Here is an 11,940-nt window from a genome sequence, read left to right as displayed (position 1 = left end):
GGACACGACGAAGCCCGGCTCGCGGGTACCGCGGGCCGGGCTTCGTCGTACGTGAAGGGGCTCAGCCCTTGCCGGCGTGGCTGGCGAGCTGGTCGAGGCCCTGGATGATGCCGCCGGCCAGGTCGCCGCCGCCGAAGGACGCCACCATGCTCAGCGCGGCGAGCTTGGCGTACGTGTCCGGGATGCGCTTGCGGGCGTACCGGCCGGTGATCACCTCCAGCTGGCGCTGGTTGGGCGACACCGCGATCAGCACGGACTTGTCGGGCTCGGCGAGCTGGCGGTGCAGCCGCTCGGCGTGCTCCCGGATCGGCTCGTCGAGGCCGCCCACATAGACCGAGAAGACCAGGCCGGTGCTCTGGTCGGCCAGGCGGAGCGCCTCGTCGATGCGCAGCAGCTGGCGGGTCGAGAACGGCCCGTCCAGCACGTCGGGCGGGGTGCCCGTCCCGGTCTGCGTCTCACCAACGGTCACTTGCGCCTCCGGTTCCACCGGCCGGCGCCTCGACGCCGGCCTTTTCAAGCTTGTGGCTGGTCAGCGCCGGCGCCTGCGCGCCCGCGGCCAGGGCGGTGCCGGCCGAGTCGGCCAGCTGCTCCGGACGGCCCAGGAACCAGACCGGGGTGAAGTCGAAGCGACGACCCGGCCGGTAGCGCTTGGCGCCGCCGCCGCCGCCACGGTTACCGGCGAACACCAGACCGGCGATCACCAGCACCACGGCCGCCGGGATGCCGACGAAGATCAGCAACGTCTCGGTGACAGACAATCCCAACGCCCCCAGGCGGAAAGAGAGACCAGAACATCCGGTTCGGGTGGACGGATCATGGTGCCGACCCCCCGACTCCGCTGCCATTCACGTTAGCGGAGTCGACGCCCCGCCAGATTGCGGGGTGCCGATCCCATCCGTCACTGCAGTGTTCCAGTTGCGCTGCGGTGCCGAGCAGTCGGGCGTCGTCGCCGTACCGACCGGTCAGCAGCACCCCGACGGGCAGGTCCGTCGCGGTCCGCCCGATCGGCAGCGAGACGGACGGTTCCCCCGTCACGTTGAAGATGGCGCAGTACGGCGAGAACCGCCGCTGCCGGTCGAAATCGGCGGCCGGATCCCCGTCCACGATGAACCAGCCGACCGGCGCCTGCGGCACCGCGAGGGTGGGGCAGAGCAGCAGGTCGCACTCGGCGGTACGGCGGGCGCCGAGGCGCACCTGGGCCTGCAGCTCGCCCAGGGTGGCCACCAGCGTGCCGGCGGACACGGCGGCGCCCCGGGACCGCAGCAGCCGGGTCAGCGGCAGCAGCTGGGCCTCCCGCTCCGGCGGCACCGGGGCGAGCGCCAGGACGTACCAGACCGTTTCGAAGAGCGGCCACGCCGCGGGGCCGAGCGGGGGGTCGACCTCGACCACCTCGTGGCCGGCGGCGGTGAGCAGCGCGGCGGCCCGGTCCACGGCGGCGACGCAGTCCGGGTGGACCGGCTCGTCGGCGAGCATCGGGGCGGTGAACCGGCCGATCCGCAGCCGCCCCGGCGCGGCCCGGCGGGCGGCGCCGAGGTGACCGCCCTCGGGGCGGGGTGGCGGCAGGTAGGGCTCGCCGGGCACCGGCTCCGCCAGCACGTCGAGCAGCGCGGCGACGTCGGCGACGGTACGCCCGATCGGGCCGTTGGTGGGCAGGCCGAACGCGCCGAAGCCGAGCGGGCCGCCGGAGACCAGGCCACGGCTGGGCTTGTAGCCGACCAGGCCGCAGAGGGAGGCGGGGATGCGCAGCGAGCCGCCGCCGTCGGAACCCTGCGCGACCGGCACCAGGCCGCCCGCCACCGCGGCCGCCGCGCCGCCGCTGGAGCCACCGGCGGTGTACGCCAGGTCCCACGGGTTGCGCGCCGGCGGCGCGACCAGCCCTTCCGAGTAGAGCGAGCAGCCCAGCTCGGAGGTGGTGGTCTTGCCGAGGCTGACCAGGCCGGCCGCGGTCATCAGCCGGACCACGTCGGCGTCGACCGGCGGGACGAAGTCGGCGAACGCGGCCGAGCCGAAGGTGGTGCGTACCCCGGCGGTGAGGGTGAGGTCCTTGATCGCGGTCGGTACGCCGTGCAACGGGCCCCGCTGGTCGGCCGGCACCGCGTCGGCGGCCCGGGCGGCGGCCAGCGCCCGCTCGGCGGTGACGGTGACGAACGCGCCGAGCGCGTCGCCGAGCGCGTCGACCCGGTCGAGGTGGTGCGCGACCAGCTCCACGCTGGACAGCTCGCTGCGGGCGATCGCGGCGGCCTGCTCCAGCGCGGTCAGGTCGTGCGGCTCGGCCATCCCGTCATCCTGCCCCCTTCGGGGCGGCAACCGCCGCGCCGACACGACCGGAGTCCGGCCTCAGGAGAGGGTGCCGGGTGGCGCGACCCACTCTGAACGAGGGCCACCCACCTCGGTCAGCAGGTCGAAGTCACGGTCGTAGTGCATCACGATCGCCGAATACTCAGCGGCAACGGCCGCGACGGTGACGTCGACCGGGCTGGCGGCGCGATGGTGACCCCGTGCGGTAAGCGCCAGTTGAAGGTCACGCGCCCGCGTCGAGACAGCAGCGGTGACGGGCAGGTCCACCATGAGCTGAGCGCGGCGGGCACGGATGGTCATCGCGTCGCGGAAGCCGCGAGCGCTTCGCCCATCTTCGAGGTCCAACGGCAGGCACGTCGCGGCCATGCCCTCCTCGAGAATCGCCGACAGTCGCTTGTGCACCACCGGTTGCCGCATGCGGGCCCACGCCGACGTGTCGATCAGGTACAGGCCGCCCGCGACGGTCACGCCGCATCCTGCTGACTCTGGGGCGTCTTGTCGTCGTTCAGGATGCCGGTCCAGTCGCGGTCGACGGCCAGCAGCTCGCGTACCGCCTCGAGCCGTTCGCTGCGTTCCGCCACCAGCCGGAGAGCGGCGTGGATGGTGTCCTTCTTGCTCTTGGTGCCCAGCTCGCGGCGGGCCCGTTCGAGCAGCTCATCGTCAAGATCGATAACAGTCTTCACGGACCGAGTGTATATCGTGCCGGCGTTCTTATATACCCAATGTCCCGAGGAAGCGCAGGGCGTTGCCGCCGAAAAGGCGGCCGCCGTGCCGCCGCTGGAGCCACGCGCCATCGACGGACAGCGCCCGCGTTCATCGACGACTACCGTCCGGCCGATGCGTAATCATTCAGGACCGGGGGACGTGGTGACGAATAGCTGGCAACGACGGTGGCGAGCCGCACTCGCCGGGACGCTGACGACGTTCATGGTTTCGGCGGCGCTCGTCGGTGGCGCTCCGGCGCGGGCCGACGTGGTTGACCCGTCGACCGCGCCGTCGGTGCGCAGCATCAGCTACAACGTCTGCGGCGCCTACGTCGTGTGCCAGAGTCCGCTCGACACGGCCAGTTGGCTCGGGGCCATGCGGCAACAGGTCACGGCGTGGGACGCCGACGCGGTGATGCTGCAGGAGTTGTGCATCGGGCAGTGGATCGGGCTGCGGAGCGCCCTGCGCGACCTCGGCTACCAGGCCGTCTGGACCAGCACCCAGACCGCCAGCGGGTGCGCCAAGTGGGACGGCTCCGGGGACGACCGCTTTGGTCTTGGTGTGTTCGTCAAGGCGCCGGCGGCCGACCGGTACGTGGCCAACCTGACCGTCCCCGCCGGGCAGGCGTCGCGCGCGGTGCTCTGCGCGCGTGCCGTCCTCGACGGTCGTGCCACCCTCGCCTGCAGCGCCCACCTCGCCCAGTACATTGAGCCGGACAACGGCTCGGCGGAGATGATGGGGTACGTCGATCGGTGGGCCGCTGGACTGCCGGTGATTATCGGCGCGGACATGAACGAGGTGCCGACGTCACCCGCGCTCGACCCGGTCCGCGCCGGCCTTCCTGGCACGGGACCCTTCGCCGAGGTCGACGAGAATGACCGGGAGTACTTCACGCAGGACTGCGTCGACGCCGGGGTGGCCGTCTGCCCCAGTGGCGAACCGACCGCCATCGTGGGCGGCATCCCGAAGAAGTTCGACGACATCTTCCTCTCCGCGCAGGACTTCCACACCGTACGCGGCGACGCGGTGGAGCCCGGCCTCTCCGACCACCTGCTCCTCCGGGGCGCCGCCTGGTTCGAGACCCGCCCTGGCTCCGGGGTCGCCGGGGACCTCACCGACGATGGCCGGGTGGACTCTGTGGCCGTGGACGCCGCCGGGGCCCTGCGGCTCTACCCGGGCCTCGGGGACGGGGGACTGCTGAACCCGTACCGCGGTGTGGGCACCAGCGGCTGGACGGACGCGCTGGTCGGGCACCGCGGCGACTGGACCGGGGACGGCCGTGAGGACGTGGTGGCCAAGATCGGCGACAACCTGTGGGTCTACCCGAACAGCGGCAGCGGCGCGCTCGGCAGCCGGGTGGCGATGGGCGGCCGGCCGAGTGGCTGGAGCACCACGAACCAGCTCGCGCTGTCCGGTGACTTCACCGGAGACGGCTACCCGGACCTGCTGGCCCGGTCGAGCACCGGGCTCTGGCTGCACGCTGGTGCCCCCGCGACGAAGCCCGCCGTCTCCACCTCGACGCCCCTGCACATCGGTGGCGCCGAGTGGGTGAATCTCGACGTGCTGGTCCCCGGCGACGTGGACGGCGACGGACGGGTCGACCTGTGGGCGCGGGACCGGAGCACGGGACAGCTCTGGCTCTACCGGAACGCGGGCGGCACCGGGCTGGCGCCGAGGCAGCCGGCGAGCGCGGGCACCTGGTCGACGGCGGATCGTCCGCTCGTCACGTCACCCGGAGACGCGAACGGCGACGGCCGTGCGGACCTGTGGGCGACGACCGGCTCCGGCGATCTCCTCCTGCACCTCGGCACGGACGACGGGCTCGGCCCCGCGAGCACGGTCGGCACCGGTGGCTGGTCGGGGATCCTGCGGATGAGCTGACCGGCCCCAGCCGGCCGACCCGCTGACCGTCCTCGGGGGGCCCCGCGAATCAGGGGCGGGGACTCCCGAGGAAGCGCAGGGCGTTGCGGGACAGGAGCTTGTCGCGCTGGTCGTCGGTGAGGAAGTCGGACTCGTGCACCACCCGCCCGACCGGCCGCTCCCCCAGCGGGTACGGGTAGTCGCTGCCGACCAGCACCCGGTCCACGCCCATCGTGTCCACCAGCAGCCGCAGCGCGGCCGGCGCGAAGACAACCGAGTCGACGCAGAACCGATCGGTGTAGGAGCTGGGCGGCGCGGTGGAGGCGCCGCGGACCAGGTCGCCGCGGCGGTGCCAGGCGTTGTCGGCGCGGCCCAGCCAGAACGGGAAGCTGCCACCGCCGTGCGCGAAGCAGATCCGCAGCGTGTCGGGCACCCGGTCGAAGACCCCGCCGAGGATCAGCGCCAGCACCGACAGGTGCGTCTCGGCCGGCATGCCGGTGAGCCAGCGGGCCATCCACCGGTCCAGCCGGGGCCCGCCGGGCATGTCCCACGGGTGCACGAAGACCGGCGCGCCGACCTCGGCGCAGTGGGTCAGGAACTGCACGATGCCGGCGTCGTCCAGATCCCGGTCGCCGACGTGGTTGCCGATCTCCACCCCGACGTGTCCGGCAGCCAGGCAGCGGTCCAGCTCGGCGCAGGCGGCGTCCGGGTCCTGCAACGGGACCTGGCAGAACGGCACCAGCCGGTCACCGCCGGCCGCGGTGACCTCCAGGGTGAGGTCGTTGAAGATCCGGGCCACCTTGACCGCCTGGTCGGCCGGGCGGTCGTAGGAGAAGAAGACCGGGGTCGGCGACACCACCTGCATGTCCACGCCATCGGCCGCCATGTCGGCCAGCCGGGTTCGCGCGTCCCAGCACTCGGCGCCGACCGGCCGGAACTCCGTCTCACCCACCATGATCATGGCCGCGCGTTCGGAGTCCACCCGCAGCCAGGGCCAGCCGGACCCGCCGCACGCCGCGGCGAGGTCCGGCCACCCCTTGGGTACGACGTGCGTGTGCACGTCGACGACCGGTCCGGGCATCAGCCCTTGCCCGGGTGCAGCGCGCCGCAGTTGTCGCAGGTGCGCGCCTTCTCGTCGGCGTAGAACGCCTGAAAGACCGGGGGCAGGTCGGCGGCGATGTCACGGACCTGGAGCTCCACCTCGTGCACCTTGTGATCGCACTCCGGGCAGTACCACTGGAACTTCTCCAGCGTGCCCTCCTCGCGGACCCGCTCGACGACCATGCCGATCGAGCCGGCCTCCGGCCGCTGCGGCGAGTGCGGGGTGTTGCGCGGCAGCATCCACATCTGACCCTCGCGCACGTGCACCGTACGCGGCCCCTCCGGGGTCATCAGGTTGACGTGCATGTTGCCCTTGACCTGGTAGAAGAACTCCTCGTACGGGTCGACGTGGAAGTCGGTGCGCTGGTTTGGCCCGCCCACCACCATCACGATGAAGTCGTCGCTGCCCGGCAACATCTCCTTGTTGCCGACCGGCGGCTTCAGCAGGTGCTGATTCTCGGCGACCCACCCGGGAAAGCTGAACGGCTCGGCGATCTCACTCACGACTGACCTCCTTGTGGGAGCAGGGCGACGGCTTGGATCTCGATCAGCAGATGGGGATGCGGCAGCTGGTGCACCGCAACGGTGGTCCGAGTGGGCCCGGTGGCGTCGAAGAACTCCGCCCAGACCTCGTTGTAGCCACCGAAGTCGTTCATGTTGACCAGGTAAGTGGTGACCTGGACCAGGTCGGCGAGGTCGGCGCCGACGGAGCGCAGCAGGTCACGGACGTTCTCGATGACCGCCCGGGTCTGCACCCGGATGTCCAGGGACACCGTCCCGAACTCGTCCGCCGAGGCGCCGGCGAAGGTGTTGTCCGGCCGGCGGGACGACGTACCCGAGACGAAGACGAACCCGCCCGCGACCTTGACGTGCGGAAACGCCCCGCGCGGCACGGCCTTCCCCGCCACGACCCCCGGACCGGCGGTCATCCGGAGGCTCGCAGCGAAGCGGTGCCAAGCTTCTCCACCACGGCACGGACGTGGGCGCCGGGACGCAGCGGGACGGCAGCGGTGGCGGCACCGGCCAGGAAGACCCAGCCCTCGCGGAGCCGGACCCCGTGCCGGCCCGCCAGCCGGATGCCCTCGTCGAGCGCCCGGCGCGGGTCGCCCAGGATCGCCGCCGTCGAGCCGACCTGGGCGATCCGGCCGTCGATCTCGAGTAGCACGCCGAGGTTGTCCAGCCCGTCCGGCACCGGCGACCACGGCCCGACCACGAACGCCGCGGCCGAGGTGTTGTCGGCGACCACGTCCGGCAGGGAGAAGGTGAAGTTCGCGTACCGGGAGTCGATCAGCTCGATCGCCGGGGCGACCGCGCGGACCGCGTCGGCGAAGCGGCCGACCGGCTCGCTGGGCTCGGGGAGCCGGTCCAGCAGGAACGCCACCTCCGGCTCGACCCGGGGGTGGATGAAGTCCGCGACGTCGACCATGCCGCCGTCGGGCACCCGCATCACGTCGGTGAGCCGGCCCCAGATCACCTCGTCCACGTCGACCTGGGCCATCTTCGCCTTGCTGGTCAGCCCCATCTTCAGCCCGACCAGCCGCTCCCCCCGGTCCAGCCGGCGCTGGATCAGCGCGGTCTGCACCGCGTACGCGGCGTCGACGTCCAGGCCGGCCTCGGCGGCGAGCTGCGGGATTGCGGTGGCGGCGTCGGCCGCCCTGCCCAGCCGCTCGGCGATCCCCGCGGTGTCCGGCCCGATCACGCTGCCTCCTCCTCGCGGCGACCGGCCAGGTCCAGCGCCACGTCCACGATCATGTCCTCCTGGCCGCCGACCATCCGGCGCCGCCCCAGCTCGACCAGGATCGAGCGGACGTCCACGCCGTACTTCGCGGACGCGCGTTCGGCGTGCCGCAGGAAGCTGGAGTAGACGCCCGCGTACCCCAGGGAGAGCGTCTCCCGGTCGACCTGGACCGGCCGGTCCTGCAACGGCCGGACCACGTCGTCGGCCGCGTCCATCAGCGCGAACACGTCGCAGCCGTGCTTCCAGCCGTGCAGCTCGGCGACCGCCACGAAGACCTCCAGCGGCGCGTTGCCGGCCCCGGCGCCCATCCCTGCCAACGAGGCGTCCACCCGGACCGTCCGGCCGTGCGCCGCGTCGGCGCCGACCGGCGCGTCGCCGAGGATCCGGCCGTGCTCGACGGCGACCACGCTGTTGGCCACCCCGAGCGACAGGTTGTGGTGCGCGTGGATGCCGATCTGGGTCTCCGGCTCCAGCACCTGCCGGTACGCGTCGACCCGCTCGGCCACGTCGGACATCAGCAGCCGGCCGCCGGAGTCGGTGACGTAGACGCAGTGCGCCCCGTACGACTCCATCAGCCTGGCCTGGGCGGCCAGCCCGGCCGGGTCGTTCATGTGCGACATCATCAGGAAGCCGGAGACGTCCATGCCGTTCTCCCGGGCCCAGGAGATGTGCTGGGCGGAGATGTCCGCCTCGGTGCAGTGGGTGGCGATCCGGACGCTGGTCACCCCGAGCGCCTTCGCCGCCTTCAGGTCGGCGATGGTGCCGATCCCGGGCAGCAGCAGCGTGGTCAGCTTCGCGGTGGTCATCACCTCCGCGGCCGCCGAGATCCAGTCAGCGTCGCTGGCCGCGCCGTGTCCGTAGTTGACGCTCGATCCGGCCAGGCCGTCGCCGTGCGCCACCTCGATCGCGGCCACGCCGGCCGCGTCGAGCGCGGCGGCGATGGTACGGACCTGGTCGACGGTGTACCGGTGGGCGATGGCGTGCATGCCGTCGCGCAGCGTCACGTCCTGGATGTACAGGTCGGTCATGCCGCCACCTCCGAACGCAGGGCCACCAGGCGCTCGGCGGTGCGCAGCGCGGCCGAGGTCATGATGTCCAGGTTCCCGGCGTACGCCGGCAGGTAGTGCCCGGCGCCGGAGACCTCCAGGAAGACCGAGACCTGCAACCCGGTGAGGTGCCGGCCGAGCGACGGCACGTAGGCGTCGACTCGGTCGAACTGCACGTCCTGCTTGAGCCGGTAGCCGGGGACGTACTCCTGCACGGTCGCCACCATGTCCGCGACCGAGGCGGCGATGGCCGCCGGGTCGGCGTCGGCGTCCGGGCAGAGGCAGTAGACGGTGTCCCGCATCAGCAGCGGCGGGTCGGCCGGGTTGAGCACGATGATCGCCTTGCCGCGCTCCGCGCCGCCGACCACCTCGATGGCCCGGGCGGTGGTCTCGGTGAACTCGTCGATGTTGGCCCGGGTGCCCGGACCGGCCGACTTCGAGGCGATCGAGGCGACGATCTCCCCGTACGCCACCGGGGTGACCCGGCCGACGGCGGCGACGATCGGCACGGTCGCCTGGCCGCCACAGGTCACCATGTTGACGTTGCTCTCGTGCAAATGCTCGTCCAGGTTGACCGGCGGCACCACGTACGGACCGACGGCGGCCGGGGTCAGGTCGACCACGGTTCGCCCGTGCGCCCGCAGCACCGTGTCGTGGTGCCGGTGCGCGCCGGCCGAGGTGGCGTCGAAGACCAGCTCGACGTCGGCGAACTCGGGCATCGCCACCAGGCCGTCCACACCCTCGGCGGTGGTGGCCACGCCGAGCCGGCGGGCCCGGGCCAGGCCGTCCGACTCCGGGTCGATGCCGGCCATGGCCACCATCCGCAGGCTGTCGCTCAGCCGCAACACCTTGATCATCAGGTCGGTCCCGATGTTGCCGGAACCGATCACCGCCACACCGGTGGTCACTCGCTGTCCTTTCCGAAGCAGGTCCGCACCGAGCCGAGCCCGGAGATCCGGGCCTCGTACGCGGCGCCCGGGGTCACCGGCACCATCGGGCCGAGCGCGCCGGAGAGCACCACGTCCCCGGCGCGCAGCGGGTCGCCGGCGCGGGCCATGGTGCCGGCCAGCCACTCCAGCGCGTGCAGGGGGTTGCCCAGGCAGGCGGCCCCGGCGCCGACCGAGACCGGCTCGCCGGCGTGCTCCAAGACCATCCCGCACAGCCGCAGGTCCACGTCGGCCAGCCGGCGCGGCGTGGTGCCGAGCACGAAGAGCCCGCTGGAGGCGTTGTCGGCGACGGTGTCCACGATCGAGATGTCCCAGCCGGCGATCCGCGAGTCCACGATCTCGATCGCCGGGAGGACGTGGTCGACCGCCCGGATCAGGTCGACGGTGGTGACCCGCTCGTCGGTCAGGTCCGCGCCGAGCACGAAGGCGATCTCCGCCTCCACCCGCGGCTGCAGCAGCCGGTCGATCGCCACCTCGACCCCGTCGCCGACCGCCATGACGTCGGTCAGCACCCCGAAGTCCGGCTGGAAGACCTTGAAGCTCTCCTGCACGGCCCGGGAGGTCAGCCCGATCTTCGCGCCCACCCGACGCTCGCCCCGGTCCCACCGGGCCTGAGCCTGGAGCTGCTGCACCCGGTACGCCGAATCGACGTCCCCCTCCGGCAGCAGCCGCCCGCGCAGCGGCGGGCAGGGCTTCCCGCTCTCCCGGGCCTCGGTCAGCTCCCGAGCCGCCGACTCAATATCGATCATGAAAGGTCCACGCAGACGTTGGTGAGTTCGGAGTAGAAGCCCAGCGAGTGCACGCCGCCCTCCCGGCCGATGCCGGAGGCCTTCACCCCGCCGAACGGGGTGCGCAGGTCGCGCAGGAACCAGGTGTTGACCCAGACGATGCCGGCGTCCAACCGGGAGCCGGCCCGGTGCGCCCGGCCGACGTCCCGGGTCCAGACCGTCGCCGCCAAGCCGTACTCGGTGCCGTTGGCCAGGGCGTACGCCTCGTCCTCGTCGTCGAAGGGCGCGACGTGCACGACCGGCCCGAAGATCTCCTCGCGGTTGGTCCGGGCGTCCGGCCCGAGCCCGGTGAGCACGGTCGGCTGCACGTACGCGCCGCCGTCGCGGGCGTCGCCGAAGGTGGGCACCCCGCCACCCGCCAGCACCTCGGCGCCCTCGGCGCGGGCCAGGTCGTAGTGCCCGCGCACCTTGTCCCGGTGGGTGTGCGAGATCAGCGGCATGTTGACCGTGGCCTCGTCGGCCGGCCAGCCGTACGCCAACTCGTCGGCCCGCTTCGCCAGCCGGGCGGTGAACTCCTCGAAGACCGGGCGCTGCACGTAGATCCGCTCGGTGCAGAGGCAGACCTGGCCGCCGTTGGTGAAGCTGGACCGGACCGAGCCGGCGACCGCCGCGTCCAGGTCGGCGTCGGCGAAGACCAGCCCGGCGTTCTTGCCGCCGAGCTCGAAGGAGACCGCCTTCACCCCGTCCGCCGCGGCCCGCATGATGGCGCTGCCGGTGGCCGACTCCCCGGTGAAGGTGATCGCGTCGACGCCCGGGTGCCGGGTGAGGAACTCGCCGGCCGAGTCCGGGCCGAAGCCGTGCACCAGGTTGAACACCCCGTCGGGCACGCCGGCGGCGGCCATCACCTCGGCGAGCAGCGTCGCCGAGGCCGGGGTCTCCTCGCTGGGCTTCACCACCACGGCGTTGCCGCAGGCCAGGGCCGGGGCGACCTTCCAGGTGAGGAGCAGCAGCGGCAGGTTCCACGGCACGATGACGGCGACCACGCCGACCGGCTTGCGGACCGCGTAGTTGAGCGCGCGGCCGCCGGTCGGGGTGACCGTGGTGAACGACTCGGTCGGCGCGGTCGCCACGATCTCGGCGAACGCCCGGAAGTTGGCCGCACCGCGCGGGATGTCCAGCGTCCGGGCCTGCGAGATGGCCTTGCCGGTGTCGGCCACCTCGGCGGTGACCAGGTCGTCGAAGCGGTGCTCCAGCTCGTCGGCGACCCGGCGGAGCACCTCGGCCCGCTCCCGCTCCCCCATCCGGCCCCACGGGCCGCGCAGCGCGGCCCGGGCGGCGCCGACCGCGTCGTCGACGACGGACGAAGAGGCCTCGGCCACCTCGAAGACCGGCTCGCCGGTCACCGGGCTGCGCTTGGTGAACCGCCGCCCGGCGTCGACGAACCCGCCGCCGACGAAGTTGCGCAGCAGTCCCGGCCCGTCCGGCGCGTGCCCGGCCATCAGCCGGGAATCCCAGAG

14 protein-coding genes are annotated in these 11,940 nt (G+C 72.7%); 1 reads left to right on the top strand and 13 read right to left on the bottom strand.

The window, feature by feature from the left end:
- Positions 1-61 precede the first annotated feature (61 nt).
- The 5 genes from ACLQ2U_RS19085 to ACLQ2U_RS19065 form a co-directional block, all read right to left on the bottom strand.
- Positions 62-469 carry a DUF5130 family protein gene (locus ACLQ2U_RS19085; protein ID WP_425752028.1) on the bottom strand — a complete coding sequence of 136 codons (408 nt, stop codon included), beginning with the start codon at positions 467-469 and terminating at the stop codon, positions 62-64.
- Complete coding sequence (locus ACLQ2U_RS19080; RefSeq protein WP_425752066.1) at positions 456-740, bottom strand: hypothetical protein; 285 nt, start codon at positions 738-740, stop codon at positions 456-458. Before ACLQ2U_RS19080 ends, ACLQ2U_RS19085 begins: the two co-directional genes overlap by 14 nt.
- 73 nt (positions 741-813) lie before the next feature.
- The gene (locus tag ACLQ2U_RS19075) at positions 814-2,277 is read right to left on the bottom strand and encodes an amidase (RefSeq protein WP_425752027.1); all 1,464 of its coding nucleotides are present in this window, start codon (positions 2,275-2,277) and stop codon (positions 814-816) included.
- 60 nt (positions 2,278-2,337) lie between these two features.
- Positions 2,338-2,766 carry a PIN domain-containing protein gene (locus ACLQ2U_RS19070; protein ID WP_425752026.1) on the bottom strand — a complete coding sequence of 143 codons (429 nt, stop codon included), beginning with the start codon at positions 2,764-2,766 and terminating at the stop codon, positions 2,338-2,340.
- Positions 2,763-2,981, bottom strand: coding sequence for a type II toxin-antitoxin system VapB family antitoxin (locus ACLQ2U_RS19065; protein WP_425752025.1), 219 nt, complete (start codon positions 2,979-2,981; stop codon positions 2,763-2,765). The genes ACLQ2U_RS19070 and ACLQ2U_RS19065 overlap by 4 nt, the downstream gene beginning before the upstream one ends.
- Positions 2,982-3,135: 154 nt before the next feature.
- Here ACLQ2U_RS19065 and ACLQ2U_RS19060 point away from each other — a divergent pair, with 154 nt between their 5' ends.
- Positions 3,136-4,884 (top strand): FG-GAP-like repeat-containing protein, encoded by a 1,749-nt coding sequence (locus tag ACLQ2U_RS19060; protein ID WP_425752024.1) that lies wholly within the window; start codon positions 3,136-3,138, stop codon positions 4,882-4,884.
- A gap of 49 nt (positions 4,885-4,933) precedes the next feature.
- On the opposite strand, the gene ACLQ2U_RS19055 is transcribed toward ACLQ2U_RS19060, so the two are convergent.
- Genes ACLQ2U_RS19055 through ACLQ2U_RS19020 form a run of 8 tightly spaced genes read right to left on the bottom strand, consistent with a single transcriptional unit; the run spans position 4,934 to position 11,922 of the window.
- Positions 4,934-5,944: an amidohydrolase family protein gene (locus ACLQ2U_RS19055; protein WP_425752023.1), complete on the bottom strand. Its 1,011-nt coding sequence runs from the start codon at positions 5,942-5,944 to the stop codon at positions 4,934-4,936.
- A complete protein-coding gene (locus tag ACLQ2U_RS19050) occupies positions 5,944-6,468 on the bottom strand; it encodes a 3-hydroxyanthranilate 3,4-dioxygenase (RefSeq protein WP_425752022.1) in 525 nt (174 codons plus the stop codon). The genes ACLQ2U_RS19055 and ACLQ2U_RS19050 overlap by 1 nt, the downstream gene beginning before the upstream one ends.
- Complete coding sequence (locus tag ACLQ2U_RS19045; RefSeq protein WP_425752020.1) at positions 6,465-6,893, bottom strand: RidA family protein; 429 nt, start codon at positions 6,891-6,893, stop codon at positions 6,465-6,467. The genes ACLQ2U_RS19050 and ACLQ2U_RS19045 overlap by 4 nt, the downstream gene beginning before the upstream one ends.
- The gene (locus ACLQ2U_RS19040; protein ID WP_425752019.1) at positions 6,890-7,663 is read right to left on the bottom strand and encodes a 2-keto-4-pentenoate hydratase; all 774 of its coding nucleotides are present in this window, start codon (positions 7,661-7,663) and stop codon (positions 6,890-6,892) included. Before ACLQ2U_RS19040 ends, ACLQ2U_RS19045 begins: the two co-directional genes overlap by 4 nt.
- Entirely contained in the window at positions 7,660-8,730 is a 1,071-nt protein-coding gene (gene dmpG / locus ACLQ2U_RS19035) for a 4-hydroxy-2-oxovalerate aldolase (RefSeq protein WP_425752018.1), read from the bottom strand. The genes ACLQ2U_RS19040 and dmpG overlap by 4 nt, the downstream gene beginning before the upstream one ends.
- On the bottom strand, positions 8,727-9,656 hold the full coding sequence (locus ACLQ2U_RS19030) for an acetaldehyde dehydrogenase (acetylating) (protein ID WP_425752017.1): 930 nt from the start codon (positions 9,654-9,656) through the stop codon (positions 8,727-8,729). Before ACLQ2U_RS19030 ends, dmpG begins: the two co-directional genes overlap by 4 nt.
- Complete coding sequence (locus ACLQ2U_RS19025) at positions 9,653-10,444, bottom strand: 2-keto-4-pentenoate hydratase (protein ID WP_425752016.1); 792 nt, start codon at positions 10,442-10,444, stop codon at positions 9,653-9,655. The genes ACLQ2U_RS19030 and ACLQ2U_RS19025 overlap by 4 nt, the downstream gene beginning before the upstream one ends.
- The gene (locus ACLQ2U_RS19020; protein WP_425752065.1) at positions 10,441-11,922 is read right to left on the bottom strand and encodes a 2-hydroxymuconic semialdehyde dehydrogenase; all 1,482 of its coding nucleotides are present in this window, start codon (positions 11,920-11,922) and stop codon (positions 10,441-10,443) included. Before ACLQ2U_RS19020 ends, ACLQ2U_RS19025 begins: the two co-directional genes overlap by 4 nt.
- Positions 11,923-11,940: the final 18 nt, after the last annotated feature.

Source organism: Micromonospora sp. DT47 (assembly GCF_049844475.1).
Taxonomy (GTDB): domain Bacteria; phylum Actinomycetota; class Actinomycetes; order Mycobacteriales; family Micromonosporaceae; genus Micromonospora.
Note: the sequence above shows the minus strand (reverse complement) of the source record. Positions and strands in the feature narration are given on the sequence as shown.

What these genes read in the sequence shown, in the direction of transcription:
- ACLQ2U_RS19025 (WP_425752016.1), bottom strand. Translation starts at nt 10,444, where the DNA reads ATGATCGATATTGAGTCGGCGGCTCGGGAGCTGACCGAGGCCCGGGAG.
- ACLQ2U_RS19045 (WP_425752020.1), bottom strand. Translation starts at nt 6,893, where the DNA reads ATGACCGCCGGTCCGGGGGTCGTGGCGGGGAAGGCCGTGCCGCGCGGG.
- ACLQ2U_RS19060 (WP_425752024.1), top strand. Translation starts at nt 3,136, where the DNA reads ATGCGTAATCATTCAGGACCGGGGGACGTGGTGACGAATAGCTGGCAA.
- ACLQ2U_RS19055 (WP_425752023.1), bottom strand. Translation starts at nt 5,944, where the DNA reads ATGCCCGGACCGGTCGTCGACGTGCACACGCACGTCGTACCCAAGGGG.
- ACLQ2U_RS19075 (WP_425752027.1), bottom strand. Translation starts at nt 2,277, where the DNA reads ATGGCCGAGCCGCACGACCTGACCGCGCTGGAGCAGGCCGCCGCGATC.
- ACLQ2U_RS19020 (WP_425752065.1), bottom strand. Translation starts at nt 11,922, where the DNA reads ATGGCCGGGCACGCGCCGGACGGGCCGGGACTGCTGCGCAACTTCGTC.
- dmpG (WP_425752018.1), bottom strand. Translation starts at nt 8,730, where the DNA reads ATGACCGACCTGTACATCCAGGACGTGACGCTGCGCGACGGCATGCAC.